This is a genomic window from Rhizobium sp. CB3090 (assembly GCF_029714285.1).
Classification (GTDB): Bacteria; Pseudomonadota; Alphaproteobacteria; order Rhizobiales; family Rhizobiaceae; genus Rhizobium.
The window spans coordinates 953,106-978,504 of record NZ_CP121662.1; the positions used below are offsets into that span (position 1 = coordinate 953,106).

A 25,399-nucleotide genomic window follows, 5' to 3' on the forward strand; every position below is an offset into this window, starting at 1 on the left:
AGCGCTACCAAACCGCTATCTCAGTCAATCAACTATATCTTTGGAAAATGGTGGGCGATGAGAGACTCGAACTCCCGACATCCTCGGTGTAAACGAGGCGCTCTACCAACTGAGCTAATCGCCCTTCATGCTAGCGGGTCATTGCCCCGCCGCGTTCGGTGGCCGTGATCTATGCGGAACGACGAAAAACCGCAAGAGTGTTTGTGAAGATTTTTTGATTTTTTTGATGCCACGGCATGGCTGGCGGATATCGAGATCATACGGCTGCGGCCAAAGCTGGCTTGGACAGCGCGGCTTATGAGCTGTCTTTGAAATGCGCGGAGCGCGAACCTGCCATGCCAAATCGGCGGAGCGGAAACGTGCCGGCGGCCGTCGCGAAAACAATTCGTGCTCTGTCATGGATTTGTATTTAAACCTGCTTGACACCCAAACGCGAACCCCGTAGTTAGCCGCTCATCGAACGGCGAGGCCGCTTTGATGGGTGCGAAAGCATCCGGTATGCTTGAAATGAAGTGCGGGTGTAGCTCAGTCGGTTAGAGTGCCGGCCTGTCACGCCGGAGGTCGCGGGTTCGAGCCCCGTCACTCGCGCCATTTCAAAGCACAATCGCCGGATTTCGCACGACCGAGAGGTCAAACGATGCGCGGGTGTAGCTCAGTCGGTTAGAGTGCCGGCCTGTCACGCCGGAGGTCGCGGGTTCGAGCCCCGTCACTCGCGCCATTTGTTTCAAGTCATTACAATCAATCATCAATTTGCTGCGACTGCGAAAAAGCCGTTTTGCATTTGCGCGGATTTGTCGCGATATCGTTACAGCCTGTTGATCAGTCCGGTTCGGTGGTGCTTGAAACGACATATTCAAAAGGCTTGCGCCCGCGCTCCGGCTGCGCTAACCACGGCTCTGTTGCAACGCTCTTTCGCTTGGCTTGGGCATTTGCTCAGAGGCGCCACCCCGGCGCACATGGCAAGCAGGGATGGACATGATGACTGGACTGCTCAGTTCCTATATTCCGATAGCTATTTTCATTGGTATTGCCGTGGTGATCGGCCTGGCGTTGTTGATCACGCCGTTTGCCGTCGCCTTCAAGGCGCCTGATTCGGAAAAGCTGTCGGCCTACGAGTGCGGCTTCAACGCATTCGACGACGCCCGCATGAAGTTCGACATCCGCTTCTATCTCGTGTCGATTCTCTTCATCATCTTTGACCTGGAAGTCGCCTTCCTTTTCCCCTGGGCCGTATCCTTCGGTGCGATCGGCTGGTTCGGGTTCTGGTCGATGATGGTGTTCCTGGCGGTGCTGACCATCGGCTTTATTTATGAATGGAAGAAGGGGGCGCTCGAATGGGAGTAGCTCAAGGCAACATGCTCGTCGCGCCGCAGCCGAAGGGGATCATCGATCCCGCAACCGGCAAGCCTGTCGGCAGCAACGATCCGTTCTTCGGCGAGATCAACAATGAACTCGCCGACAAGGGTTTTCTGGTCACCTCGACCGACGAGCTGATCAACTGGGCCCGTACCGGCTCGCTGATGTGGATGACCTTCGGTCTTGCCTGCTGCGCTGTCGAGATGATGCAGGTTTCCATGCCGCGTTACGACGTCGAGCGCTTCGGCTTCGCGCCGCGCGCCTCGCCGCGCCAGTCCGACGTCATGATCGTCGCCGGCACGCTGACCAACAAGATGGCTCCGGCTCTGCGCAAGGTCTACGACCAGATGCCGGAACCGCGCTACGTCATCTCGATGGGCTCCTGCGCCAATGGCGGCGGCTACTATCACTATTCCTATTCGGTCGTGCGCGGCTGCGACCGCATCGTGCCGATCGACATCTATATACCGGGCTGTCCTCCCACGGCTGAGGCGCTGCTCTACGGCGTGCTTCTGCTGCAGAAGAAAATCCGGCGCACCGGCACGATCGAACGGTAAGGCAGGGGACAAGGCAATATGAGTGAAGCCCTGAACGAGCTCGCCACCTATCTCACGGAAGTTCGCGGTGCTCTGATTTCGTCGTTCGAGATCAAGTACGGCGAGCTGAACGTGACGACATCTGCCGCAAACATCGTCGCGCTGCTGACGTTCCTGCGTGACGATGCCAAATGCGGCTTCGTCAACTTGACGGACATTTGTGGCGTCGACTGGCCGCAGCGTCCCGATCGTTTCGACGTCGTCTACCATCTGCTGTCGCCGAAGAAGAACCTGCGCATCCGCATCAAGGTTCCGGTTGCGGAAGACCAGCCGGTTCCGTCGGCCTGCAGCGTCTATCCCGGCGCCGATTGGTTCGAGCGCGAGACCTGGGACATGTACGGTGTTCTCTTCACCGGCCACCCGGATCTCCGCCGCTTGCTGACCGACTACGGCTTCGAAGGTCATCCGCTGCGCAAGGATTTCCCGACGACCGGTTTCGTCGAAGTTCGTTATGACGACGCCGCCAAGCGTGTCGTCTATGAACCCGTCGATCTGAGGCAGGAATTCCGTAATTTCGACTTCTTGTCCCCTTGGGAGGGCACAGATTATGTGCTGCCGGGTGACGAGAAGGCGAAACAGTAAGCTCAGGCAGTAGGCAGTAGCCAATAGGCAATAGGAGAACGGCAAACGGCGATTAATTCCTACTAGGACCTTACTGTATGGCAGCGCGCCATGGACCTTGCAGTTGAATGTTACGCTCTTACTAAGGAATTTCCGAAGGAAGAGATTTACGGCTTGGTTTCGCAGATACGGCGCTCATCTGTGTCTGTCGCAGCAAACATTGCAGAAGGTTATGGGCGAGAAGCTACAGGGGCTACGTTCATCACCTGAAGATCGCACAAGGGTCGCTGAAGGAATTGGAAACGCATCTTATACTTTCAACACGAGTAGAGATCGTCGCTGGAACGAGTCAAGGCGGCGATGTCCTTGGGTGATGAAATCGGAAAGATGCTGCGATCGCTTATCCGCCGGTTGCAGGACGAACGACATGAATATGAAAGCTAACGGTTACACTATTGCCTATTGCCTACTGGCTAATGCCTGCAATAAGCGGAGCGCATTGCAATGACAGAACACAACGTTCGCAACTTCAACATCAATTTCGGTCCGCAGCACCCGGCCGCGCACGGCGTTTTGCGTCTTGTCCTTGAATTGGACGGCGAAATTGTGGAACGCGTCGATCCGCATATCGGCCTGCTGCATCGCGGCACGGAAAAGCTGATCGAATCGAAGACCTATCTGCAGGCCGTTCCTTATTTCGATCGCCTCGATTACGTGGCGCCGATGAACCAGGAACATGCCTTTGCGCTGGCGGTCGAAAAGCTGCTCGGCATCGACATTCCGATCCGCGGTCAGTTGATCCGCGTGCTCTACTCCGAAATCGGCCGCATCCTTTCGCATCTGCTGAACGTCACGACGCAGGCCATGGACGTCGGCGCGCTGACGCCGCCGCTCTGGGGCTTCGAAGAGCGCGAAAAGCTGATGGTGTTTTATGAACGCGCCTCCGGCTCGCGCATGCATGCGGCCTATTTCCGTCCGGGCGGCGTTCACCAGGACCTGCCGGAAAAGCTGGTGCAGGACATTGGCGACTGGTGCGATCCTTTCCTGAAGGCACTCGACGATATCGACGAACTGCTCACCGGCAACCGCATCTTCAAGCAGCGCAACGTCGATATCGGCGTTGTGTCGCTGGAAGACTGTTGGGCCTGGGGCTTCTCGGGCGTCATGGTCCGCGGCTCCGGTGCCGCCTGGGACCTGCGTCGCGCGCAGCCCTATGAGTGCTATTCCGATCTCGAATTCGACATTCCGATCGGCAAGAACGGCGACTGCTACGATCGTTACCTGATCCGCATGATCGAGATGCGCCAGTCAGTCCGCATCATGAAGCAGTGCGTAAATCGCCTGCTCGGCGATGCCAAGACCGGCCCGGTTTCTTCTCTCGACGGTAAGGTCGTGCCGCCGAAGCGTGGTGAGATGAAGCGCTCGATGGAAGCGTTGATCCACCACTTCAAGCTCTATACCGAAGGTTATCACGTGCCGGCCGGCGAGGTTTATGCCGCCGTCGAAGCGCCGAAGGGCGAGTTCGGCGTCTACCTCGTCTCCGACGGGTCGAACAAGCCGTATCGCTGCAAGATTCGCGCTCCGGGCTATGCGCATCTGCAGGCCATGGATTTCATGTGCCGCGGCCATCTGCTTGCCGACGTCGCGGCCGTGCTCGGTTCGCTCGACATCGTGTTCGGTGAGGTGGATCGCTGATGCAGTTTTGGCCGGTCATCGCTACTGCTCTTCTCGTTGCTTCCGGAGCTTCGGCTCAGCAGGTCGGCAAGGCGCAGGCGTTGCCCAGCATCTCCGTGCAAGGTTCGAATGCGAAAAGCGCGAATGGTGCAAAGAGCGGAAATACGGCTTCGCAGAGCGCGGTATCGACCATGGGCGATCTCGTGTCACGTGGCTATGAAATAAAGGCCGCCGTGCCGAACGGCGGCAAGTTCGTTGTGTTTATGCAGAAAGACCAGTCGGCCTATGCCTGCGAATTTTCGTCTCTGACGGATACGCGGTGTGGGTCCTTAAACTGAGATAAGGCGTGAAAGATGTCCGTTCGTCGACTAGCCGAAGATCAATTCCAGCCTGCCGCTTTCGCCTTTAACCAGGAGAACGCGGCTTGGGCTGAAAAGACGATCAAGAAATATCCCGAGGGCCGTCAGCAATCAGCGATCATCCCGCTGATGATGCGTGCGCAGGAGCAAGAGGGCTGGGTCACCAAGGCGGCCATCGAAAAGATCGCCGATATGCTCGACATGGCCTATATCCGTGCGCTCGAAGTCGCCACCTTCTACACGCAGTTCCAACTGCATCCGGTCGGCAGCCGTGCCCATATTCAGGTCTGCGGCACGACGCCTTGCATGTTGCGCGGCGCCGAAGGATTGGTGAAAGTCTGCAAGAGCCGGATTTCCGACCACGCGCTGGAGCGCAATGCCGAGGGCACGCTTTCCTGGGAAGAGGTCGAATGTCAGGGCGCCTGCGTCAACGCACCGATGGTCGTGATCGGCAAGGATACCTATGAGGATCTGACGCCGGAACGTCTCGAAGAGATCATCGATGCATTTGTCGCAGGCAAGGGCAGCGAAGTCCCGACCGGTCCGCAGATCGATCGTATTTTCTCGGCACCGGAGGGTGGTTTGACGTCGCTTCTGGATTCGCCGGCGGCGAAGACGAAGAAGAAGGCCAGTGCTAAGGTTGTTGCCGCCGAAACGGTCGCTCTGCCGCCATCCGAGGCAGCAAGGCCCATCAGCGGCGACGCCGAGACCAATCCGGCGCTGAAGAGCCCGGCCGACGGCAAGAGCGCGCTGCCCGCCGAGCATCCGAAGGCGGCTCCGGCCAAAAAAGACAATACGGCTGTCGGCGACAAGGCTGAGTAAGAGGTAAGGTATGTTACAGGATCAGGATCGCATCTTTACCAATATCTACGGTCTCAAGGACAAATCCCTGAAAGGCGCGATGAGCCGCGGCCACTGGGACGGCACCAAGCAGATCCTCGAAAAGGGCCGGGATTGGATCGTCAACGAGATGAAGGCATCGGGTCTGCGCGGCCGCGGCGGCGCAGGCTTTCCGACGGGCCTCAAATGGTCCTTCATGCCGAAGGAAAGCGACGGCCGCCCGCACTATCTCGTCGTCAATGCCGACGAGTCCGAACCTGGCACCTGCAAGGACCGCGACATCATGCGCCACGATCCGCATACGCTGATCGAAGGCTGCGTTATCGCTGGTTTCGCCATGGGTGCGAATACGGCCTATATCTATGTTCGCGGCGAATACATGCGCGAGCGCGAAGCTTTGCAGGCCGCGATCGACGAGTGCTACGATGCCGGACTTCTCGGCAAAAACAACAAACTCGGCTGGGATTTTGATGTTTTTGTTCATCACGGCGCCGGCGCTTATATCTGCGGCGAAGAAACCGCGTTGCTCGAGAGCCTGGAAGGCAAGAAGGGCCAGCCGCGCCTGAAGCCGCCGTTCCCGGCCAACATGGGTCTTTATGGCTGCCCGACGACTGTCAACAACGTCGAGTCGATCGCCGTTGCCCCGACGATCCTGCGTCGCGGCGCCGGCTGGTTCTCGTCCTTCGGCCGTCCGAATAACGTCGGCACGAAGCTGTTCATGCTGTCCGGTCACGTCAATCGTCCCTGCACGGTCGAAGAATCGATGGGCATCACCTTCCGCGAACTGGTCGAGAAGCACGGCGGCGGCATTCGTGGCGGCTGGGACAATCTGCTTGCCGTCATTCCCGGCGGCGCGTCGTGCCCGGTCGTTCCGGCGGCCGACATCATCGATTGTCCGATGGATTTCGACGGTCTGCGCGAAGTCAAGTCGTCCTTCGGTACGGCGGCTGCGATCGTCATGGACAAGTCGACCGACATCATCAAGGCGATTGCCCGCATCTCCGCCTTCTTCAAGCATGAAAGCTGCGGCCAGTGCACGCCATGCCGCGAAGGTACCGGCTGGATGTGGCGCGTGCTGGAGCGCATGGCGCGGGGCAATGCGCAGAAGCGGGAAATCGACATGCTGTTCCAGGTGACGAAGCAGATCGAAGGCCATACCATCTGTGCGCTCGGCGACGCCGCCGCATGGCCGGTACAGGGTCTGATCCGCAACTTCCGTCCGGAAATCGAAAAGCGCATTGACCAATACACGGCCAATGCCACGAGCCACGGCGCGGTGTTGGAAGCGGCCGAGTAAGGACTATGATGGCGAAGACCGCGGATACAAGGCAGAACAGCGGAGCGGCCGATGCATCGGCCGATCTCGGCCGTATCGCTGCGGATATGCTGCGGAATTCGCCGGTCTTGTCGATCAATCCGCTAATGGCACATCCGGCTGCTGCATTTGCGGCGGCGACTGCGATTGGGTTCGGGTTCTCGTCGCAAATGGCCGGTGCCTTCTTCGGCGCGCTGCAAGGCGCAGTCGAGGCGACGAACAAGCTTGCCGGGTCGCTGGACGAGAAGAACAATGACGCTGTTGAGGAAGAGCTGCCGACAAAGGGCGATGGGGTACGCGAGGCGACGCCGGTGAAGGCATCGCCTGCTGTCAAGCCGGTTAAAGCGACCCCGGCAGAGGTGAAGAAGGTCGAGCCGAAACCTGCCGCAGTGAAAGCGGAGCCGGTAAAGACGCCTGCCAAAGCGCGTGCCAAGGTCAAGGTCGTTGCCGCGGAGCCGGTTGCGGCAAAGCCGAGCACGGCGCCTGCGCGCAGCCGCAAAGCTGCTGCGAAGACCGATGACCTGAAGCGAATTTCGGGCGTCGGTCCGAAGTTGGAGCAGGTTCTGAACGGACGCGGCATTCTGCGCTTTGCCGATATCGCCGCCTGGAACGAGGCAGATGTCGAGCGGATCGATGCGGAACTCGGTTGCGACGGCCGTATCCGACGCGACGATTGGGTTGGCCAGGCGAGGGCGCTGCAGCCGAAAGGCCGGAGTTGAGAATTTTCTTCGGCTGCGCCCCAAGCGGCCGAAGTGTGTGAATAAGGCGGTGGGCATCTTGCGGGCGGGGCCTGAGATGTTTCAGCCGGTATGCTGATCTTGTGGGGGCAAGTTTCGGCAAGGAGATTGTGAGCAAGACCGGTGCCACGCGGCTCGAGTGCCGTGCCGGTGGCGAGACGGTATTGCGATCATGAAATTGTCTGTGGCCAGGTTGGGCGGCGGACGTGATATAGGACTGAGTGGACGATGGCAAAACTGAAGATTGACGGTAAAGAGATCGAAGTTCCGGATCACTACACGCTTATCCAGGCGTGCGAGGAAGCCGGCGCCGAAGTCCCGCGCTTCTGCTTCCATGAACGACTGTCGGTGGCCGGCAATTGCCGTATGTGCCTCGTCGAGGTGAAGGGCGGTCCGCCGAAGCCGCAGGCTTCTTGCGCAATGGGCGTGCGCGACATCCGCGGCGGCCCGAACGGTGAGCTTCCGGAAGTTTTCACCAACACGCCGATGGTCAAGAAGGCCCGCGAAGGCGTGATGGAATTCCTGCTGATCAATCATCCGCTGGATTGCCCGATCTGCGACCAGGGCGGCGAATGCGACTTGCAAGACCAGGCCATGGCCTTCGGCATCGATAGTTCGCGCTATCAGGAAGACAAGCGCGCCGTCGAAGACAAATATATCGGCCCGCTCGTCAAGACCGTGATGAACCGCTGCATCCACTGCACGCGCTGCGTCCGCTTCACGACGGAAGTCGCCGGCATTTCCGAACTCGGCCTGATCGGCCGCGGTGAAGATGCTGAAATCACCACCTATCTCGAGCAGGCGATGACCTCCGAGTTGCAGGGCAATGTCGTCGACCTTTGCCCGGTCGGCGCGCTCACCTCGAAGCCCTTCGCCTTCACGGCCCGTCCGTGGGAACTGAATAAAACCGAATCGATCGACGTCATGGACGCTCTCGGCTCGGCCATCCGCGTCGACACCCGCGGCCGCGAAGTCATGCGTATCCTGCCGCGCGTCAACGAGCAGATCAACGAAGAGTGGATCTCCGACAAGACCCGCTTCATCTGGGACGGCCTGAAGACGCAGCGCCTGGACAAGCCCTATGTCCGCAAGGACGGCCGCCTGCAGGCCGCGACCTGGAGCGATGCCTTTGCCGCCATCAAGTCCGCAGTTGCCGCGACCAGTGGCGACAAGATCGGCGCGATTGCCGGCGATCTCGCTTCCGTCGAGGAAATGTACGCGCTCTCGGAGCTGCTGAAATCGCTGGGATCGGAAAATCTCGACTGTCGCCAGGACGGGACGGCGCTTGATCCGTCGCTTGGCCGCGCAAGCTACATCTTCAATCCCACCATCGAGGGCATCGAAGCTGCCGATGCGCTGCTGATCATCGGTGCTGTGCCGCGTTTCGAAGCGGCCGTGTTGAATTCGCGCATCCGCAAGCGCTGGCGCAAGGGCAAGTTCCCGATCGGCGTGATCGGCGAACATGCCGACCTGCGTTACTCCTACGACTATCTCGGCGCCGGTCCGGATACGCTGGCCGATGTCGTCAGCGGGTCTCACGCCTTCGCCGACGTTCTGAAGAATGCGCAAAAGCCGATGATCATCATCGGCCAGGGCGCGCTCATTCGCGAAGACGGCGCTGAAGTGCTGGCGAATGCCGCCAAGCTCGCTGCCGCTGTCGGTGTCGTGAAGGACGGCTGGAACGGCTTTGCCGTGCTGCATGCGGCAGCTTCCCGCGTCGGCGGCCTCGATCTCGGCTTCGTACCGGGCGCAAAGGGCGTCAATGCTGCGGCGATGCTGTCCTCGATGGACGTTCTGTTCCTGCTGGGCGCCGATGAACTCGACTTCACCCGCAAAGGCGCGAAGTTCACCGTCTACATCGGGTCGCACGGCGACAACGGCGCGCACAATGCCGACGTCATTCTTCCGGCCGCCACCTACACCGAAAAGTCGGGCACCTGGGTCAATACCGAAGGCCGCGTTCAGATGGGCAATCGCGCCGGTTTCGCGCCGGGTGACGCCCGCGAGGACTGGGCCATCATCCGTGCCCTTTCCGATGTGCTCGGCAAGAGGCTTCCCTTTGATTCGCTGAGAGAATTGCGCTCCAAGCTCTATGCCGCGTTCCCGCATTTCGCCGGCATCGACGAGATCGCAGAAGGCGATAGCGCCCAAATTGTCGCACTCGCGAAAAAAGCCGGCGCGATGGGCAAATCCGGGTTTGCTTCGCCGATCAAAGACTTCTATTTGACGAACCCGATAGCGCGTGCCTCTGCCGTCATGGCCGAGTGCTCGGCATTGGCCCGCAACAATTTCCAGGCTGCGGCAGAGTAAGGGCAGAGGACTATGGATTCATTCGTTTCGACCTATCTTTGGCCGGCGCTGATTATCATCGGTCAGTCCCTGCTGCTCCTGGTCTGCCTGCTGATCTTCATCGCTTATATCCTTCTTGCCGACCGCAAGATCTGGGCGGCGGTTCAGTTGCGCCGCGGCCCGAACGTCGTCGGTCCCTTCGGCCTGTTCCAGTCCTTCGCCGACCTGCTGAAGTTCATGGTCAAGGAGCCGATCATTCCGGCCGGCGCCAACAAGACCGTCTTCCTGCTGGCCCCGCTCGTCTCGGTGGTCCTGGCGCTCTCCACCTGGGCCGTCGTGCCAGTGGCGCATGGCTGGGTCATCGCTGACATCAATGTTGGCATTCTCTACATTCTGGCGATTTCTTCGCTCGAAGTGTACGGCATCATCATGGGCGGCTGGGCTTCGAACTCGAAGTATCCGTTCCTCGGGGCGCTGCGTTCCGCAGCGCAGATGGTGTCCTACGAAGTCTCGATCGGTTTCGTCATCGTTACCGTGCTGCTCTGCGTCGGCTCGCTGAACCTGACCGATATCGTCATGTCGCAGCAGACCGGCCTCGGCACCAAGCTCGGCCTGCCGAACTCGTTCCTCGACTGGCACTGGCTGTCGCTGTTCCCGATGTTCATCGTGTTCTTCATTTCGGCGCTCGCTGAAACGAATCGTCCGCCATTCGACCTTCCGGAAGCGGAATCGGAACTGGTTGCCGGCTTCATGGTCGAATACGGTTCCTCGCCGTATATGATGTTCATGCTCGGCGAATATGCCGCCGTCGTTCTGATGTGCTCGCTGACCACGATACTTTTCCTCGGCGGCTGGCTGCCGCCGGTCGATATCTGGATCCTCAACTGGGTCCCGGGCATCATCTGGTTCCTGCTGAAGTCGTGCCTCGTCTTCTTCATGTTCGCGATGGTCAAGGCGTTCGTGCCGCGCTACCGCTACGACCAGCTCATGCGTCTCGGCTGGAAGGTGTTCCTGCCGCTGTCGCTTGCCATGGTCATTATCGTTGCATTCGTGCTGAAGCTGACGGGATGGGCATGATGATGTCGTTCCTCGCTTCAAGCAGATTTGGAGGTTAAGATGGCCGGATTTTCCAACGCCGTCAGCTCGCTGTTCCTCAAGGAATTCGTCGGAGCATTCTTTTTGTCGATGCGCTATTTCTTCAAGCAGAAGGCGACGATCAATTATCCCTTCGAAAAGGGGCCGGTCAGCCCGCGCTTCCGCGGCGAACATGCGCTGCGCCGTTATCCGAACGGTGAAGAGCGTTGCATCGCCTGCAAGCTTTGCGAAGCCATCTGTCCCGCTCAGGCCATCACCATCGAAGCCGGGCCGCGCCGCAACGACGGCACCCGCCGCACGGTACGTTACGACATCGATATGGTGAAGTGCATCTATTGCGGCTTCTGCCAGGAGGCTTGCCCGGTCGACGCTATTGTCGAAGGGCCGAACTTCGAATTCGCCACCGAGACCCGCGAAGAACTTTATTTCGACAAAGCGCGGCTTCTGGAAAATGGCGACCGCTGGGAACGCGAAATCGCGCGCAACATCGCGATGGACTCGCCGTACCGCTGAGCGGAATTTTGAATATGCCGTGACGGGCGGCCGAGATTGTCGCCGTCGCGGTGGAATAGAGACCGGGGCTTTGCCGGACATTTGTCCAGCCAAGTCCCATCGGGCAGGGACACTCCCGGCTGCCCGGGGGAAGACGAAAAAGGCACCAACATGGGTCTGCAGGCTCTTTTTTTCTATATCTTCGCCTTTGTCGCGGTGGCGTCGGCGTTCATGGTTATCTCGGCGCGGAATCCGGTCCATTCGGTCCTGTTCCTCATCCTGGTCTTCTTTAATGCCGCCGGCCTCTTCCTCCTGATGGGGGCGGAATTCCTGGCGATGATCCTGCTGGTCGTCTATGTCGGCGCCGTCGCGGTTCTCTTCCTTTTCGTCGTCATGATGCTCGATATCGACTTCTCCGAGCTCAGGGCAGGCATTCTGGAATATGCGCCGATCGGCGCGCTGATCGGGATCATCCTTGCCGCCGAGCTGATCGTCGTCATCGGTGGCAGCGTGATTTCGCCTGTTGTCGCCAAGTCGGTCGCCATGCCGATCCCGGCGATAACGACCCGCACGAACACCGCCGCACTCGGCGACGTGCTCTATACCAACTACGTTTACTTCTTCGAGATCGCCGGTCTTGTGCTTCTGGTCGCGATGATCGGCGCGATCGTGCTGACGCTGCGGCATCGCACTCACGTCCGGCGCCAGAGCATTCCGCAACAGGTCGCCCGCACGCCCGCGACCGCCGTCGAGGTGGTCAAAGTCAAGCCGGGGCAGGGCGTCTAAGGCGCGGCACGAGGGTCAAAGGAACAAGAATATGGTCATCGGACTTTCCCACTACCTGACGGTCAGCGCCATCCTTTTCGTGCTCGGCGTTTTCGGTATCTTCCTGAACCGCAAGAACGTCATCATCATCCTGATGTCGATCGAGCTCATCCTGCTTGCGGTCAACATCAATATGGTCGCCTTCTCGTCGTTCCTCAACGATATCGTCGGCCAGGTCTTCGCTCTGTTCATTCTGACCGTCGCCGCTGCCGAAGCGGCCATCGGTCTTGCAATTCTCGTCGTCTTCTACCGTAACCGCGGTTCCATCGCAGTCGAAGACGTCAACGTGATGAAGGGCTGATACAGCTATGTTTTTATATAAGGCTATCGTCTTTCTTCCCCTGATCGGCGCAATCATTGCCGGCCTGTTCGGCCGCGGGATCGGTGCCAAGGCTTCGGAATACGTGACCAGCGGCTTGATGATCATCGCCGCGGTTTTGTCCTGGATCGTTTTCTTCACGGTCGCGCTCGGCCACACCGACGGTCCGATCAAGGTGGAAGTGCTGCGCTGGATCCAGTCCGGCGGCATCGACGTCTCTTGGACGCTGCGCATCGATACGCTGACCTCGGTGATGCTGATCGTCGTGAATACGGTTTCAACCTTAGTTCACGTCTATTCGATCGGGTACATGCATCACGATCCGCATCGTCCGCGTTTCTTCGCCTATCTCTCGCTCTTCACCTTCGCCATGCTGATGCTGGTGACATCCGACAACCTCGCCCAGATGTTCTTCGGCTGGGAAGGCGTCGGTCTGGCCTCCTATCTGCTCATCGGTTTCTGGTTCAAGAAGCCTTCGGCGTCCGCGGCTGCGATCAAGGCCTTCATCGTCAACCGCGTCGGCGACTTCGGTTTCGTGCTCGGTATCGCCGGCGTCTTCGTTCTCTTCGGCTCGATCAACTTCGACGTCATCTTCGGCAATGCCCAGAGCTTTGCCGCAGGGCAGGGCGGTCAGCCGGGCGATATCGTGCTCAACCTTTTCGGCATGCATCTTGATCGTGCACATGCGCTGACCGGCGTCTGCCTGCTGCTCTTCATGGGCGCCATGGGTAAGTCGGCACAGTTCCTGCTGCACACCTGGCTGCCGGACGCTATGGAAGGCCCGACCCCGGTGTCGGCGCTCATCCATGCCGCGACCATGGTTACCGCCGGTGTCTTCCTCGTCGCCCGCATGTCGCCGATCTTCGAACTTTCGCCTGACGCCCTGACCTTCGTTACCGTCATCGGTGCGATCACCGCTTTCTTCGCTGCGACGGTCGGTCTGGTGCAGAACGATATCAAGCGCGTCATCGCCTATTCGACCTGTTCGCAGCTCGGTTATATGTTCGTCGCACTCGGCGTCGGCGCTTATGGGGCGGCCATCTTCCACCTGTTCACGCACGCCTTCTTCAAGGCTCTGCTGTTCCTCGGTGCCGGCTCGGTCATTCACGCCGTCGACGGCGAGCAGGACATGCGTCACATGGGCGGTCTTTATCCGCACATCAACAAGACCTTCTGGATGATGTTTGTCGGTACGGTGGCGATCACCGGCGTTGGCATTCCCTTCACGCATATCGGTTTTGCCGGCTTTATTTCGAAGGATGCGATCATCGAGGCTGCCTATGCTTCGCACAGTACAGTCGCTGGTTTCGCGTTTACGCTTCTGGTCATCGCAGCACTGTTCACCAGCTTCTATTCCTGGCGCCTGATGTTCATGACCTTCTTCGGCAAGCCTCGCGCTTCGCACGAGGTCATGCATCACGTGCATGAATCGCCGAACGTCATGCTGATCCCGCTCTATCTGCTGGGCCTTGGGGCTCTCATCGCCGGCATGGTCTTCAGAAGCGATTTCGTTGGCGAGGCCTATGGCGAGTTCTGGAAGACTGCGCTGTTCACATTGCCGACCAACCATATCTTCGAAGAGATGGAACATGTTCCGGCTTGGGTGAGCATCAGCCCGTTCATCGCCATGCTGCTCGGCTTCGTGCTGGCCTGGTACATGTACATCAAGTCGCCGGAGACCCCGAAGGTTCTCGCACGGCAGCATCGCGTTCTCTATGAGTTCCTCTTGAACAAATGGTACTTCGACGAGCTCTATGACTTCCTCTTCGTTCGTACCGCCAAGGCGCTCGGTCGCTTCCTCTGGCAGAAGGGCGATATCGGGGTCATCGATACGCTCGGCCCGAATGGTGTCGCAGCCCGCGTCGTCGATGTCACCAACCGCGTCGTTCGCCTGCAGACCGGTTATCTTTATCACTATGCCTTCGCGATGCTGCTCGGCATTGCGGCCCTCGTTACCTGGATGATGCTCGGGAGTTCCCTCTGATGACCGATTGGCCTATTCTTTCAACGGTCACCTTCCTGCCGCTGGTGGGCGTCCTTCTCCTGCTGTTCATGCGGGATGACGGACCCAATGGCCGTCGCAACATCCTGAACGTATCGCTGCTGACCACGATCTTCACATTCGTCGTGTCGCTCTTCGTCTGGATTGGCTTCGACAATGCCAATCCGGGCTTCCAGATGATCGAGAAGCATGACTGGCTCAGCTCCGGCATCAGCTATCATATGGGCGTCGACGGCATTTCCATGCTGTTCGTCATCCTGACGACCTTCCTGATGCCCTTCTGCGTGCTGGCAAGCTGGCTCTCCGTAGAGAAGCGCCTGAAGGATTACATGATCGCCTTCCTCGTCCTCGAGACGATGATGGTTGGCGTCTTCACGTCGCTGGATATCGTGCTGTTCTACGTCTTCTTCGAAGCCGGTCTCATCCCGATGTTCCTGATCATCGGCGTTTGGGGCGGCAGGGATCGCGTTTACGCCAGCTATAAGTTCTTCCTCTATACGCTGCTCGGCTCGGTGCTGATGCTGCTCGCCATCATGGCGATGTACTGGCAGGCCGGCACGACGGATATTCCGACGCTGCTCGCCTACAAATTCCCGGCGCAGATGCAGACATGGCTATGGCTGGCTTTCTTCGCCTCCTTCGCAGTGAAGATGCCGATGTGGCCTGTGCACACCTGGCTGCCCGACGCGCACGTTCAGGCGCCGACGGCGGGTTCGGTCATCCTTGCCGGTATTCTTCTGAAGCTTGGTGGCTATGGTCTGATCCGGTTCTCGATCGGCATGTTCCCGAACGCGTCGGAATATTTCGCGCCACTCGTCTATGCCCTCTCGGTGATCGCCATCATCTACACCTCGCTGGTGGCGATGATGCAGGAAGACATGAAGAAGCTGATCGCCTACTCTTCGGTCGCGCATATGGGCTATGTCACCATGGGCATCTTCGCGGCCAACCAGCAGGGCGTTCAGGGCGCGATCTTCCAGATGCTGTCGCACGGCATCGTCTCCGGCGCGCTCTTCCTTTGCGTCGGCGTGATTTATGACCGCACCCATACCCGCGAGATCGCGGCCTATGGCGGCCTCGTCAATAACATGCCGAAATATGCCGTCGCGATGATGGTCTTTACCATGGCCAATGTCGGTCTGCCCGGCACCTCCGGCTTCATCGGCGAATTTCTGACCCTGATCGGCGTCTTCCGCGCCAACACCTGGGTTGCATTGTTCGCTGCCACCGGCGTCATTCTTTCAGCCGCTTACGCGCTTTGGCTCTATCGCCGCGTCATCTTCGGCGCGCTGGAAAAGGAAAACCTCAAGAAGCTGCTGGATCTGTCGCCCCGCGAACAGCTCATCCTTTATCCGCTGATCGCGCTGACGATCTTCTTCGGCGTCTATCCGGCTCCGATCTTCGATGCGACGGCCGCTTCGGTTGATCTGCTCGTAAACAACTACACCGCAGCCCTGCACGCCGCGCAGAATGTTGCGCTGTCGATGAATTGATGACGGGACTTATTCGACATGACTGCTGACACAATTCTTGCAAGCCTGCATCTTTCCATCCCGGAGCTTATCCTCGCGGTCGGTGCGCTTGTGCTGCTCATGATCGGCGTCTTTGCAGGCGAACGGTCGGGACCGACGGTCACCGGTCTTGCCATTGCGGTTCTCGCGGTGGCCGGTCTCTGGATCATCTTCGTGCCCGGCGAAGGCTTGGCCTATGGCGGCGCCTATCTCGCTGACGGCTTCTCGCGTTTCATGAAGGTCGTTGCCCTGGTGGGCTCGATCGTCGCCATGTTCCTGAGCATGGGACATGCGCGCGAGCAGCAGCTCGATCGTTTCGAATTTCCCGTGCTGCTGCTGCTGGCGACCCTCGGCATCCTGCTGATGATCTCGGCGCATGACCTGATCTCGCTTTACCTGTCGCTCGAGCTGCAGTCTCTGGCGCTCTATGTCGTTGCTGCCATCAACCGCGACAGCGTCAAGTCGACGGAAGCCGGTCTGAAGTATTTCGTGCTCGGTGCGTTGTCTTCGGGCATGCTGCTCTATGGCATGTCGCTGGTCTATGGCTTCACCGGCCACACGACCTTCGATGCGATTGCTGCGGCGCTCAGCGCCGAAACGCGCTCGCTCGGCCTTGTCTTCGGTCTGGTCTTCGTTCTCGCGGGCCTCGCCTTCAAGATCTCCGCTGTGCCGTTCCACATGTGGACGCCGGACGTCTATGAAGGTGCGCCGACCCCGGTCACCGCCTTCTTCGCTGGTGCCCCGAAGGTCGCGGCCATGGCGATCCTGACTCGTATCGTCGTCACCGCTTTTCATCCGGTGCTTGCCGACTGGCAGCAGATCATCGTCTTCATCTCGATCGCATCGATGCTGCTCGGCGCCTTCGCCGCAATCGGCCAGCGCAACTTCAAGCGACTGATGGCTTATTCCTCCATCGGTCACATGGGCTATGCGCTGGTCGGCCTTGCCGCCGGCAACAAGACCGGCGTTTCCGGTGTCATGCTTTACATGGTCATCTACATGGTCATGACGCTCGGCTCCTTCGCGATCATCATGGCGATGCGCCGCAAGGACGGCCGCCAGGTGGAAAACATCGACGACCTCGCCGGTCTTTCCTCGACCAATCCGTTCATGGCGGTCGTGCTGACGGCGCTGATGTTCTCGCTTGCCGGCATCCCGCCGCTCGCCGGCTTCTTCGGAAAGTACTTCGTCTTCGTCGCCGCCATCCAGGCTCATCTCTATGCGCTCGCCATCATCGGTGTTCTCGCATCCGTCGTCGGCGCCTATTATTATCTGCGCGTAATCAAGGTGATGTGGTTCGATGAAGCCAAGGACGAGTTCACCCGCACGGCCGGTTCGTTGCGTTTGGTCTTCGGCCTTTCGGGTCTCTTCGTCGTCACCTACGTCTTGTTCGGCGGCGCTATCGGCGGTGCGGCCGATCTTGCCGCCGCAACGCTGTTTTGATGGCGTCTGACATGAACAGCCGGAAGTCGCTCGCCGACTTCCGGCACGATGCCCTTTCAGAGACTGCGTCGACCAACAGCGAATGCCTGGCGCGGGCGCGGGCAGGCGATGCCGGCAATCTCTGGGTGACTGCGGATCGTCAGACAGGCGGTCGCGGGCGCCGCGGGCGCCCTTGGGTGTCCGAACGCGGCAATCTCTATGCTTCCCTTCTTCTGATCGATCCGGCTCCGATGGATCGCCTCGGCTCCCTGCCGCTGGCTGTGGCAATTGGCGTGCACCAGGCGGTGCGCGGCGTGCTGCCGCTGGCTGCAGAGCCTGTGGAGGTCAAGTGGCCGAACGATATCTTGATCGGCCGCAAGAAGACCTGCGGCATTCTGATCGAGGGAGAGGCGCTTGCCGATGGACGCTATGCACTGGTGATCGGCATTGGCATCAATATTGCCGTCAAGCCGGAAAATCCGCTCTATCCGGTCACCTGCCTGCATGAGCATGGCTCGGCAGTTTCGCCGGAAGAACTGTTTGCGCATCTCTATGCGTCCATGGCCGAGGCGTTGGCGGTCTGGAATAGCGGCAAAGGCATTCGGGAGGTGACCGCACGTTGGCGCGAGGTTGCCTGCGGCATCGGTGAAAAGATCACCGTAAACCTGCCGGACCGTTCGATTTCCGGCCATTTTACCGGAATCGATGATAATGGCTTGTTGATGCTCGATACCGGTGACGGCAAGATTTTGCCGATCGCCGCGGGCGACGTTTTTTTCAGATCGTAGGTAAAAGATAGATATGGCAAACCAAGACGAACTGGTGTTTTTGCCACTCGGCGGCGTCGGCGAGATCGGCATGAACCTCGCGCTTTACGGCTATGGCGCGCCCGAGCATCGCCAGTGGATCATGGTCGATTGCGGCGTCACCTTTCCGGGGCCGGACCTGCCGGGTGTCGATCTCGTGCTTCCCGACATCCGTTTCCTTGCCAAGGAACGCAAGAATCTCAAGGGCATCATCATCACGCATGCGCATGAGGATCACTATGGTGCACTGAACGATCTCTGGCCGGGCCTGAACGTCCCGGTCTATGCGTCGGCCTTCACTGCCGGTCTGCTGGAAGCCAAGCGCGACTATGAGAAGTCGATGGGCGAAATCCCGATCACGCCGTTCAAGGCCGGCGATCGTATCAATGTCGGCCCGTTCAGCATCGAAGGCGTCGGTGTCAATCACTCGATTCCAGAACCAATGTCGCTGATGATCCGCACGCCGGTTGGCAATGTCATCCACACGGGCGACTGGAAGATCGATCATGAGCCCTCGCTCGGGCCTGTGACCGACGAGGCGCGGTTCCGCCAGCTCGGTGATGAAGGCGTGCTGGCGCTTATGTGCGATTCCACCAATGCGTTGCGCGATGGTGTCTCGCCCTCGGAAAAGGATGTTTCCGAAAGCCTGCGCAAGATCATCGAGGATGCCGAGGGCCGGGTGGCGATCACCACTTTCTCCTCGAATGTCGGCCGTATCCGCACCATCGCCGAGGCCGCCGAGGCCGCAGGCCGCGAGATATTGCTGCTCGGTAGTTCGCTGAAGCGCGTCGTCGACGTCGCCCGTGACATCGGCATCATGGAGGGAATCAAGCCGTTCATCGCCGAAGACGAATATGGCTATATCCCGCGCGACAAGGTCGTCGTCATCCTGACCGGCAGCCAGGGCGAGCCGCGCGCTGCGCTTGCCAAGCTTTCGCGTGACGAAATGCGCAACGTCGCGCTTGCTGCCGGCGACATCGTCGTTTTCTCATCGCGCGCCATTCCCGGCAATGAGAAGGCCATTCAGGATATCAAGAATGGCCTCACTGAACAGGGCGTGCATGTGGTGACAGATGCCGAAGCATTAGTCCACGTCTCTGGCCATCCGCGTCGTAACGAGCTGCAGAGAATGTATGAATGGACGCGGCCGAAGGTCGTGGTGCCGGTGCACGGCGAAGCAACGCATCTGACCGCCCATAAGGAGCTGGCCGAACAATCCGGCATTTCCATTGTGCCGCGGGTTCGCAATGGCGACATATTGCGGCTGGCTCCGGGGCCGGTCGAGGTGATCGGCGAGGCGCCGCACGGCCGTATCTTCAAGGATGGCACGCTGATCGGCGATTTCGACGAGATGGGCATCGGCGAGCGTAAGAAGCTCTCCTATGTTGGCCATGTCGCCGTGAATGTCGTGCTCGATGCGCGTTATGATATCGTCGGCGATCCCGATCTCGTTGCAATCGGCCTGCCGGCCTATGACGATGAGGGCGAGGATATGGAAGACACGCTCTTCGACGCCGTTGTCAGCGCCATCGAAAGCATCCCGCGCGCTCGCCGCAAGGATATCGACATGCTGCAGGAGGCCGTGCGTCGCGCCGTGCGCGCCACTGCCAACCATGGCTGGGGTAAGAAGCCAGTCGTGACGGTGTTTGTCACGCGCGTGACCGGGCAATAGGTTACCATCCGGTTGGGGAGGAGGGAGAGCCATGCTCGGGCGCATCAATCACATCGCGATTGCCGTCCCTGATATCGCCGCCGCATCCGCCATCTATCGTGACACGCTCGGCGCCAAGGTGTCGGCGCCGCAGGCCTTGCCAGAACACGGTGTTACCGTCGTTTTCGTCGACTTGCCGAACACTAAGGTAGAGCTGTTGGAACCGCTCGGCGACGCCTCGCCGATATCGGCTTTCCTCGCGAAGAACCCTGACGGCGGCATGCACCATATTTGCTACGAGGTGGACGATCTGCTGGCCGCACGTGACCGGCTTGTCGACGCCGGCGCTCGCGTGCTTGGCAACGGCGAGCCGAAGATCGGCGCCCATGGCAAGCCGGTGCTTTTCCTGCACCCGAAGGACTTTTTCGGGACTCTCATCGAACTTGAGCAGAGCACATCCCCTTAGATCGGAGTGGATATAAGGAAAAGCCCGCGCATATCCAAAAGCGCTGCTGCCGTGTGACATTAGAGCGCTGAGCGGCGCTTTGAAACGCGGGAGCTTTGGTTCTATAAGATGACTGATGCATGTCGCGCAAAAGTGTGCCGCGGTTTTGCGAGAACGGCATGCAAAAACAAAGAGCTAAAGCATGGGAGCGAATCTGAAAGATCGCGACGAGCTTTAGAATGAGGAGAGGGCAGGCGCTTTGCGGCCTGTCTCGAAGGGAGCATAATGGCCCAGCAGATTTTTGCGACTTGCGCCGTCTATTTCGTTATCTGGTGGATCACGCTCTTCGCCGTCCTGCCGTTTGGTTTGCGCACCCAAGCCGAAGACAATCACGTGGTCCTCGGCACAATCGAAAGCGCGCCGACGAAATTCCGCGGTTTGAGGGTGGTACTGATCACGACGCTGGTATCCGGCGTGATCTACGCCGCATGGTATATCAGCTCGCACTATCTGGGTTTCGGCTTTAACTCGATCCCGCCGATTATTCCACGCTACGGCGGCTGACGTTTATTTCAAAATTATATGCAACTTTTAGACGAATATCATGCGCTTATTGAATAGCCTGCAATTCGTCATACTATTGTCATTTGTCTGAGGCAAAGAGGCTGCGCAACGGCGATTATCCAGTTGCGTTTAGCTTGGCTGCGGTTCGACAAGACTTCAAAGCCTTCCCGCTTAAAAAGCTGACGATGAAATGAAATAGAAAAGCAAAAAAAAACAAGGCTATAAGCCTTGTTTTTAAGTATCGCGTGATCCTTATCCGTTGCCGGGGCTGCGAACGAGCGCGCCTAAGATCTGATCCTCCCAAGACTTGACCGCGAAACGACAAGAATTAACCTTCTTGCCTCTTTTGTGAGCTAAAATTAGCTCAAAGATTGAGCTTTGTCATCTGTTTTTTTGCATTTTTGCTACAGTCGCGCAGAATTTTTCTGTTGACAGATTTTTCCGTCAAATCCTTATAAATGTGCATTTTTTCGAATTCATAGAAACATATGAGGTTCGCTCGCGCTGGTGGTGTTCGCTAGGTTTACTCGCGCTAAATGCGGGTTTCTTTCCTGCGCCGAAGCAGTTATGAACGCCTCCAGAAGTTAATTTCTAACGATTCCGCTGGTGCGGAACGTCAAACCATCTGGAATAAGCCCATGCGTCTGTCTCGTTACTTCATGCCCATTCTGAAGGAAAACCCTAAAGAGGCTGAAATTGTTTCTCATCGGCTGATGCTGCGTGCTGGCATGATCCGCCAGCAATCGCAAGGCATCTATTCCTGGCTGCCGCTGGGCAAGCGTGTTCTCGACAAGGTCAACAATATCATCCGCCAAGAGCAGAACCGTGCCGGCGCCATCGAGCTCTTGATGCCGACGTTGCAGTCTGCCGAGCTCTGGCAGGAAAGCGGCCGCTATGACGCCTACGGCAAGGAGATGCTGCGTATCCAGGACCGTCAGGAGCGCCCGATGCTCTATGGCCCGACCAATGAGGAGATGGTCACCGACATCTTCCGTTCTTACGTCAAGTCCTACAAGGACCTGCCGTTGAACCTCTATCATATCCAATTGAAGTTTCGCGACGAGATCCGCCCGCGCTTCGGCACCATGCGCTCGCGCGAGTTCATGATGAAGGATGCCTATTCCTTCGATTTGACGCTCGAGGAGGCCGTACACTCCTATAACAAGATGTTCGCCGCCTATCTGCGCACTTTCAATCGACTGGGCCTAAGAGCCATTCCGATGCGCGCTGACACCGGCCCCATCGGCGGCAATCTCAGTCATGAATTCATCATTCTCGCCGACACCGGCGAATCCGAGGTCTTCTGCCACCGGGATTTCGTCAATTTCGACATCCCCGCGGAAGACACGAACTTTGATGACGTCGCAGGCATGAAAGCCATCTTCGACAAATGGACGTCGGTTTATGCGGCAACCTCCGAGATGCACGACGAGACGGCCTTCAAAGCCATTCCGGAAGGCGAGCGCCTCTCGGCCCGTGGCATCGAGGTCGGCCATATCTTCTATTTCGGCACCAAATATTCCGAGCCCATGGGCGCGAAAGTGCAGGGACCTGACGGCAAGGAGCACGCCGTCCACATGGGTTCTTACGGTATTGGTCCGACACGCCTTGTTCCCGCCATCATCGAGGCATCGCATGACGAGAACGGAATTATCTGGCCGGCCTCGGTCGCACCGTTTGATGCCGTCGGGATCAATATGAAGGCTGGCGATCAGGCCTGCGACGCGGCTTGCGAGACGATCTATGCGGCGCTCTCGAAGGCCGGCAAGGACGTCCTGCTCGACGATACGGATGATCGCGCCGGAACGAAATTTGCTACTGCCGATCTGATCGGCGTGCCCATGCAGATCATCGTCGGGCCGCGTTCGGTCGCGAACGGCGAAGTGGAAGTCAAGGACCGTAAGACCGGCGCTCGCGAAACGATGACCATCGAAGCGGCGATCAATCGGCTGGCTGGCTGATAAACGATAGGATGAGAAGCGAATGGCGGCAGAGGCGGCAGTGAAGCAGCAGGACAAGGCTTTCAAAACCGGCCCGTCATCGCGTCCGTTCTCCGGCTTCGAACGGCTTGTCGCCTGGCGTTATCTGCGCGCCCGGCGCAAGGAGGCATCGATCTCGGTCATCGCCGGCTTCTCTTTGGTCGGCATCATGCTCGGCGTCGCGGCATTGATCATCGTCATGGCAGTCATGAACGGTTTTCGCGCCGAACTCTTCAAACAGATTCTCGGCTTCAATGGCCATATCGTTGTCCAGCCTGTAGATTCGCCGCTGAATGATTATGCCGCTCTGGCGCAGAGACTCGCCGCCGTCCCTGGTGTCACCATGGCCCTGCCGTTGGTCGAAGGCGAGACGCTAGCTTCCGGGCGCGGCGGTTCCGGTACTGGAGCGCTCGTGCGCGGCATCCGGTCCGAAGATCTCACCAAGCTCAAAACCGTTTCGGACCACATCGTCAACGGCGACATGGTAGGCTTCACCGCCGGCCAGGGCGTTTTGGTCGGTTCGCGCCTGGCACGGCAACTGGGTCTGACGGTCGGCGACCAGATTACACTGACTGCGCCGGACGGCGACGTGACGCCCTTCGGGGTCAATCCGCGCGTCAAAGCCTATACGATCTCCGGCATCTTCGAAGTCGGCATGTCGGAGTATGATTCCTCCGTGATCTTCATGCCCCTGGAGGAGGCGCAGCTCTTTTTCAATGTCGAGGGGATCGTCGAGAAGATCGAACTCTTCGTCAGCAATCCGGATGACGTCGACGCGCTGAGGCCGAAGATCGAAGCGGCGGCGGGACGGCAGGTCTTCCTGACCGACTGGCGACAGGTGAACGAGACCTTTTTCTCGGCGCTGCAGGTCGAGCGCAATACCATGTTCATGATTCTGACGCTGATCGTCATCGTCGCGGCGCTCAATATCATTTCCGGCCTGATCATGCTGGTGAAGGACAAGGGAAGCGATATCGCCATATTGCGGACCATGGGCGCGACATCGGGGGCGATCATGCGCATCTTCTTCATGACTGGCGCTGCGATCGGCGTGGTCGGCACCGTCGCCGGCGTCGCGCTTGGCGTCGTCGTCTGCCTCAACATCGAATCCATCCGTCAGTTCTTCTCCTGGATATCCGGCACCGTGATCTTCAATCCCGAGGTCTACTTCCTCAGCAAGTTGCCGGCGGAAATGAATCTCGGCGAGACTCTCTCGGTGATCGTGATGGCGCTGACGCTGTCCTTCCTCGCCACGATCTTTCCGGCCTGGCGTGCCTCGCGGCTCGATCCGGTGCAGGCGCTACGGTACGAATAAGGAATTCCACATTTGATCAAGCGCAACGTCGTTCTCCAGCTCACGGGCGTGGAGCGTCATTACGGGCAGGGCGAAACGCGGCTGTCGATCCTGAAGGGCGTCGATTTCGCCCTGACCAGCGGTGAGATCGTTGCGCTGGTTGCGCCGTCGGGAACAGGCAAGTCGACGCTTCTGCATGTTGCTGGCCTCCTCGAGCATCCCGATGGCGGCGAGGTGACGATCAATGGCCACGCCTGCGAGGGACTATCCGATGAAAAGCGTACAGCCGTCCGTCGCAGCGAGATCGGTTTCGTCTATCAGTTCCATCATCTGCTGCCTGAGTTTTCCGCGCTGGAAAACATCATGATGCCGCAGTTGATTTCCGGCCTCTCCAAGAAAGAGGCGAGCGCCCGCGCTGCCCAACTTCTCGACTATATGCGCATCGGCCACCGCGCCGATCACCGCCCGGCCGAGCTTTCCGGCGGCGAGCAACAGCGCGTTGCCATCGCCCGCGCCGTTGCCAACGCGCCGCTGGTGCTTTTGGCCGACGAGCCGACCGGCAACCTCGATCCCGATACGGCGCATTACGTCTTCGACGCGCTTGAGGCGCTGGTGCGCCAGTCCGGGCTTGCGGCGCTGATCGCCACGCACAATCATGAGCTGGCGGCACGCATGGACCGTCGCGTGACGATCCACGATGGCAAGGTCGTCGAATTCTGAAGGTGTCATTAAGGGACGATCAGCCCGCCGCGATAATCCAGTTCATACGCCTTGCGCCCATTCACTAGAATGACCTCATGGCCGATAAAATGGTCGCAGCCACCGGTGCTGCGATCGACATAGTGGCCGAATGAGTGAGCGAATTCGTAGCCGCCGAGAAAGCGTTTCTCATCAAGGTAGAGCCGCATCAGCGCCGCCTTGATGACCATCCCTGCGGCCGTTGCGTCGATCAGATCACGCTCGACGATCCGTCCGAAATAATTCATCGCCCAGACCGGTTCGTCATCGAGCCAGATCAGCTCCTGTCCGGCGAAATCCGTGCCGCCGAAATAGCTGTCGAGATACCGCCAGCGGCCGCTGGCATAGCCGATATCATGCGAACCGCTACGACAGGACGGCAGTCTCTCGCCATCGCCGACATAGGTTTCTGCCTTGGCAGCAACAATAAAATCGTTCAGCTCGGCAAGATCCGGCATGGGCCCCCTCCAATCATGATGAGGGATCAAAATGCCATGAGTATCGGTACAAGTAAAGAACAAATAGAGAA

23 protein-coding genes, 3 tRNA genes and 2 pseudogenes are annotated in these 25,399 nt (G+C 59.0%); 26 read left to right on the forward strand and 2 right to left on the reverse strand.

Going from position 1 to position 25,399, the window contains the following annotated elements; all coding sequences use genetic code 11:
- Positions 1–48: 48 nt before the first annotated feature.
- Positions 49–124: transfer RNA gene (locus QA646_RS04620), tRNA-Val, on the reverse strand.
- Positions 125–514: 390 nt separating this feature from the next.
- Between QA646_RS04620 and QA646_RS04625 the strand changes: the two genes are divergently transcribed.
- The 26 genes and pseudogenes from QA646_RS04625 to QA646_RS04750 all read left to right on the forward strand — a co-directional run bounded on the left by QA646_RS04625 (position 515) and on the right by QA646_RS04750 (position 24,852).
- Positions 515–591, forward strand: a tRNA-Asp gene (locus QA646_RS04625).
- A 50-nt stretch (positions 592–641) separates the two neighbouring features.
- A tRNA-Asp gene (locus tag QA646_RS04630) sits at positions 642–718 on the forward strand.
- Positions 719–978: 260 nt separating this feature from the next.
- Positions 979–1,344: an NADH-quinone oxidoreductase subunit A gene (locus QA646_RS04635; RefSeq protein WP_028754004.1), complete on the forward strand. Its 366-nt coding sequence runs from the start codon at positions 979–981 to the stop codon at positions 1,342–1,344.
- A complete protein-coding gene (locus tag QA646_RS04640; RefSeq protein ID WP_283057869.1) occupies positions 1,335–1,913 on the forward strand; it encodes an NADH-quinone oxidoreductase subunit B in 579 nt (192 codons plus the stop codon). Before QA646_RS04635 ends, QA646_RS04640 begins: the two co-directional genes overlap by 10 nt.
- Positions 1,914–1,931: 18 nt before the next feature.
- Positions 1,932–2,534, forward strand: a complete 603-nt coding sequence (locus tag QA646_RS04645; RefSeq protein WP_283057870.1) for an NADH-quinone oxidoreductase subunit C — start codon at positions 1,932–1,934, stop codon at positions 2,532–2,534.
- 90 nt (positions 2,535–2,624) lie between these two features.
- A pseudogene (locus tag QA646_RS04650) lies at positions 2,625–2,957 on the forward strand (four helix bundle protein).
- Between the two features lie 60 nt (positions 2,958–3,017).
- The gene (locus tag QA646_RS04655; protein ID WP_283057871.1) at positions 3,018–4,208 is read left to right on the forward strand and encodes an NADH-quinone oxidoreductase subunit D; all 1,191 of its coding nucleotides are present in this window, start codon (positions 3,018–3,020) and stop codon (positions 4,206–4,208) included.
- Complete coding sequence (locus tag QA646_RS04660; protein ID WP_283057873.1) at positions 4,208–4,525, forward strand: hypothetical protein; 318 nt, start codon at positions 4,208–4,210, stop codon at positions 4,523–4,525. Before QA646_RS04655 ends, QA646_RS04660 begins: the two co-directional genes overlap by 1 nt.
- Positions 4,526–4,540: 15 nt before the next feature.
- Positions 4,541–5,329, forward strand: a pseudogene (gene nuoE / locus QA646_RS04665) (NADH-quinone oxidoreductase subunit NuoE); the annotation flags it as partial.
- Between the two features lie 49 nt (positions 5,330–5,378).
- Positions 5,379–6,683 carry an NADH-quinone oxidoreductase subunit NuoF gene (gene nuoF / locus QA646_RS04670; protein WP_283057874.1) on the forward strand — a complete coding sequence of 435 codons (1,305 nt, stop codon included), beginning with the start codon at positions 5,379–5,381 and terminating at the stop codon, positions 6,681–6,683.
- A gap of 8 nt (positions 6,684–6,691) precedes the next feature.
- Positions 6,692–7,420, forward strand: coding sequence for a 5' DNA nuclease (locus QA646_RS04675; protein ID WP_283058967.1), 729 nt, complete (start codon positions 6,692–6,694; stop codon positions 7,418–7,420).
- Positions 7,421–7,666: 246 nt separating this feature from the next.
- Positions 7,667–9,748: an NADH-quinone oxidoreductase subunit NuoG gene (nuoG, locus tag QA646_RS04680; RefSeq protein ID WP_283057875.1), complete on the forward strand. Its 2,082-nt coding sequence runs from the start codon at positions 7,667–7,669 to the stop codon at positions 9,746–9,748.
- Between the two features lie 12 nt (positions 9,749–9,760).
- Positions 9,761–10,804, forward strand: coding sequence for an NADH-quinone oxidoreductase subunit NuoH (gene nuoH, locus QA646_RS04685; RefSeq protein ID WP_283057876.1), 1,044 nt, complete (start codon positions 9,761–9,763; stop codon positions 10,802–10,804).
- 39 nt (positions 10,805–10,843) lie between these two features.
- Positions 10,844–11,335 (forward strand): NADH-quinone oxidoreductase subunit NuoI, encoded by a 492-nt coding sequence (nuoI, locus tag QA646_RS04690; protein ID WP_283057877.1) that lies wholly within the window; start codon positions 10,844–10,846, stop codon positions 11,333–11,335.
- Positions 11,336–11,485: 150 nt separating this feature from the next.
- Positions 11,486–12,100, forward strand: coding sequence for an NADH-quinone oxidoreductase subunit J (locus QA646_RS04695; protein WP_283057878.1), 615 nt, complete (start codon positions 11,486–11,488; stop codon positions 12,098–12,100).
- Positions 12,101–12,131: 31 nt separating this feature from the next.
- Positions 12,132–12,440 carry an NADH-quinone oxidoreductase subunit NuoK gene (gene nuoK / locus QA646_RS04700; RefSeq protein ID WP_004122490.1) on the forward strand — a complete coding sequence of 103 codons (309 nt, stop codon included), beginning with the start codon at positions 12,132–12,134 and terminating at the stop codon, positions 12,438–12,440.
- 7 nt (positions 12,441–12,447) lie between these two features.
- The gene (nuoL, locus tag QA646_RS04705; RefSeq protein WP_283057879.1) at positions 12,448–14,442 is read left to right on the forward strand and encodes an NADH-quinone oxidoreductase subunit L; all 1,995 of its coding nucleotides are present in this window, start codon (positions 12,448–12,450) and stop codon (positions 14,440–14,442) included.
- Positions 14,442–15,953, forward strand: a complete 1,512-nt coding sequence (locus tag QA646_RS04710) for an NADH-quinone oxidoreductase subunit M (RefSeq protein WP_283057880.1) — start codon at positions 14,442–14,444, stop codon at positions 15,951–15,953. Before nuoL ends, QA646_RS04710 begins: the two co-directional genes overlap by 1 nt.
- Before the next feature lie 18 nt (positions 15,954–15,971).
- The gene (gene nuoN / locus QA646_RS04715) at positions 15,972–17,414 is read left to right on the forward strand and encodes an NADH-quinone oxidoreductase subunit NuoN (RefSeq protein ID WP_283057881.1); all 1,443 of its coding nucleotides are present in this window, start codon (positions 15,972–15,974) and stop codon (positions 17,412–17,414) included.
- Positions 17,414–18,181, forward strand: coding sequence for a biotin--[acetyl-CoA-carboxylase] ligase (locus QA646_RS04720; RefSeq protein WP_283057882.1), 768 nt, complete (start codon positions 17,414–17,416; stop codon positions 18,179–18,181). The genes nuoN and QA646_RS04720 overlap by 1 nt, the downstream gene beginning before the upstream one ends.
- A 13-nt stretch (positions 18,182–18,194) precedes the next feature.
- Positions 18,195–19,871 (forward strand): ribonuclease J, encoded by a 1,677-nt coding sequence (locus QA646_RS04725; RefSeq protein ID WP_283057885.1) that lies wholly within the window; start codon positions 18,195–18,197, stop codon positions 19,869–19,871.
- A 31-nt stretch (positions 19,872–19,902) separates the two neighbouring features.
- The gene (gene mce / locus QA646_RS04730) at positions 19,903–20,316 is read left to right on the forward strand and encodes a methylmalonyl-CoA epimerase (protein WP_283057887.1); all 414 of its coding nucleotides are present in this window, start codon (positions 19,903–19,905) and stop codon (positions 20,314–20,316) included.
- Between the two features lie 264 nt (positions 20,317–20,580).
- Positions 20,581–20,859 (forward strand): DUF1467 family protein, encoded by a 279-nt coding sequence (locus QA646_RS04735; RefSeq protein ID WP_283057889.1) that lies wholly within the window; start codon positions 20,581–20,583, stop codon positions 20,857–20,859.
- Between the two features lie 638 nt (positions 20,860–21,497).
- Positions 21,498–22,820 (forward strand): proline--tRNA ligase, encoded by a 1,323-nt coding sequence (gene proS / locus QA646_RS04740; protein ID WP_283057890.1) that lies wholly within the window; start codon positions 21,498–21,500, stop codon positions 22,818–22,820.
- A 22-nt stretch (positions 22,821–22,842) separates the two neighbouring features.
- Positions 22,843–24,153 carry a lipoprotein-releasing ABC transporter permease subunit gene (locus QA646_RS04745; protein WP_283057892.1) on the forward strand — a complete coding sequence of 437 codons (1,311 nt, stop codon included), beginning with the start codon at positions 22,843–22,845 and terminating at the stop codon, positions 24,151–24,153.
- A gap of 15 nt (positions 24,154–24,168) precedes the next feature.
- Positions 24,169–24,852, forward strand: a complete 684-nt coding sequence (locus tag QA646_RS04750; RefSeq protein ID WP_283058968.1) for an ABC transporter ATP-binding protein — start codon at positions 24,169–24,171, stop codon at positions 24,850–24,852.
- Positions 24,853–24,860: 8 nt separating this feature from the next.
- On the opposite strand, the gene QA646_RS04755 is transcribed toward QA646_RS04750, so the two are convergent.
- Positions 24,861–25,328 carry a DUF5680 domain-containing protein gene (locus QA646_RS04755; RefSeq protein ID WP_283057895.1) on the reverse strand — a complete coding sequence of 156 codons (468 nt, stop codon included), beginning with the start codon at positions 25,326–25,328 and terminating at the stop codon, positions 24,861–24,863.
- Positions 25,329–25,399: the final 71 nt, after the last annotated feature.

Bases quoted from the DNA above. Each gene is read 5' to 3' on its own strand.
- nuoH (WP_283057876.1), top strand. From the start codon at position 9,761: ATGGATTCATTCGTTTCGACCTATCTTTGGCCGGCGCTGATTATCATC.
- QA646_RS04725 (WP_283057885.1), top strand. From the start codon at position 18,195: ATGGCAAACCAAGACGAACTGGTGTTTTTGCCACTCGGCGGCGTCGGC.
- mce (WP_283057887.1), top strand. From the start codon at position 19,903: ATGCTCGGGCGCATCAATCACATCGCGATTGCCGTCCCTGATATCGCC.
- QA646_RS04710 (WP_283057880.1), top strand. From the start codon at position 14,442: ATGACCGATTGGCCTATTCTTTCAACGGTCACCTTCCTGCCGCTGGTG.
- nuoL (WP_283057879.1), top strand. From the start codon at position 12,448: ATGTTTTTATATAAGGCTATCGTCTTTCTTCCCCTGATCGGCGCAATC.
- QA646_RS04735 (WP_283057889.1), top strand. From the start codon at position 20,581: ATGGCCCAGCAGATTTTTGCGACTTGCGCCGTCTATTTCGTTATCTGG.
- proS (WP_283057890.1), top strand. From the start codon at position 21,498: ATGCGTCTGTCTCGTTACTTCATGCCCATTCTGAAGGAAAACCCTAAA.
- nuoN (WP_283057881.1), top strand. From the start codon at position 15,972: ATGACTGCTGACACAATTCTTGCAAGCCTGCATCTTTCCATCCCGGAG.
- nuoG (WP_283057875.1), top strand. From the start codon at position 7,667: ATGGCAAAACTGAAGATTGACGGTAAAGAGATCGAAGTTCCGGATCAC.
- QA646_RS04640 (WP_283057869.1), top strand. From the start codon at position 1,335: ATGGGAGTAGCTCAAGGCAACATGCTCGTCGCGCCGCAGCCGAAGGGG.
- QA646_RS04645 (WP_283057870.1), top strand. From the start codon at position 1,932: ATGAGTGAAGCCCTGAACGAGCTCGCCACCTATCTCACGGAAGTTCGC.
- nuoK (WP_004122490.1), top strand. From the start codon at position 12,132: ATGGTCATCGGACTTTCCCACTACCTGACGGTCAGCGCCATCCTTTTC.
- QA646_RS04720 (WP_283057882.1), top strand. From the start codon at position 17,414: ATGGCGTCTGACATGAACAGCCGGAAGTCGCTCGCCGACTTCCGGCAC.
- QA646_RS04745 (WP_283057892.1), top strand. From the start codon at position 22,843: ATGGCGGCAGAGGCGGCAGTGAAGCAGCAGGACAAGGCTTTCAAAACC.
- QA646_RS04660 (WP_283057873.1), top strand. From the start codon at position 4,208: ATGCAGTTTTGGCCGGTCATCGCTACTGCTCTTCTCGTTGCTTCCGGA.
- QA646_RS04675 (WP_283058967.1), top strand. From the start codon at position 6,692: ATGGCGAAGACCGCGGATACAAGGCAGAACAGCGGAGCGGCCGATGCA.
- nuoF (WP_283057874.1), top strand. From the start codon at position 5,379: ATGTTACAGGATCAGGATCGCATCTTTACCAATATCTACGGTCTCAAG.
- QA646_RS04635 (WP_028754004.1), top strand. From the start codon at position 979: ATGACTGGACTGCTCAGTTCCTATATTCCGATAGCTATTTTCATTGGT.
- QA646_RS04655 (WP_283057871.1), top strand. From the start codon at position 3,018: ATGACAGAACACAACGTTCGCAACTTCAACATCAATTTCGGTCCGCAG.
- QA646_RS04755 (WP_283057895.1), bottom strand. From the start codon at position 25,328: ATGCCGGATCTTGCCGAGCTGAACGATTTTATTGTTGCTGCCAAGGCA.
- QA646_RS04695 (WP_283057878.1), top strand. From the start codon at position 11,486: ATGGGTCTGCAGGCTCTTTTTTTCTATATCTTCGCCTTTGTCGCGGTG.
- nuoI (WP_283057877.1), top strand. From the start codon at position 10,844: ATGGCCGGATTTTCCAACGCCGTCAGCTCGCTGTTCCTCAAGGAATTC.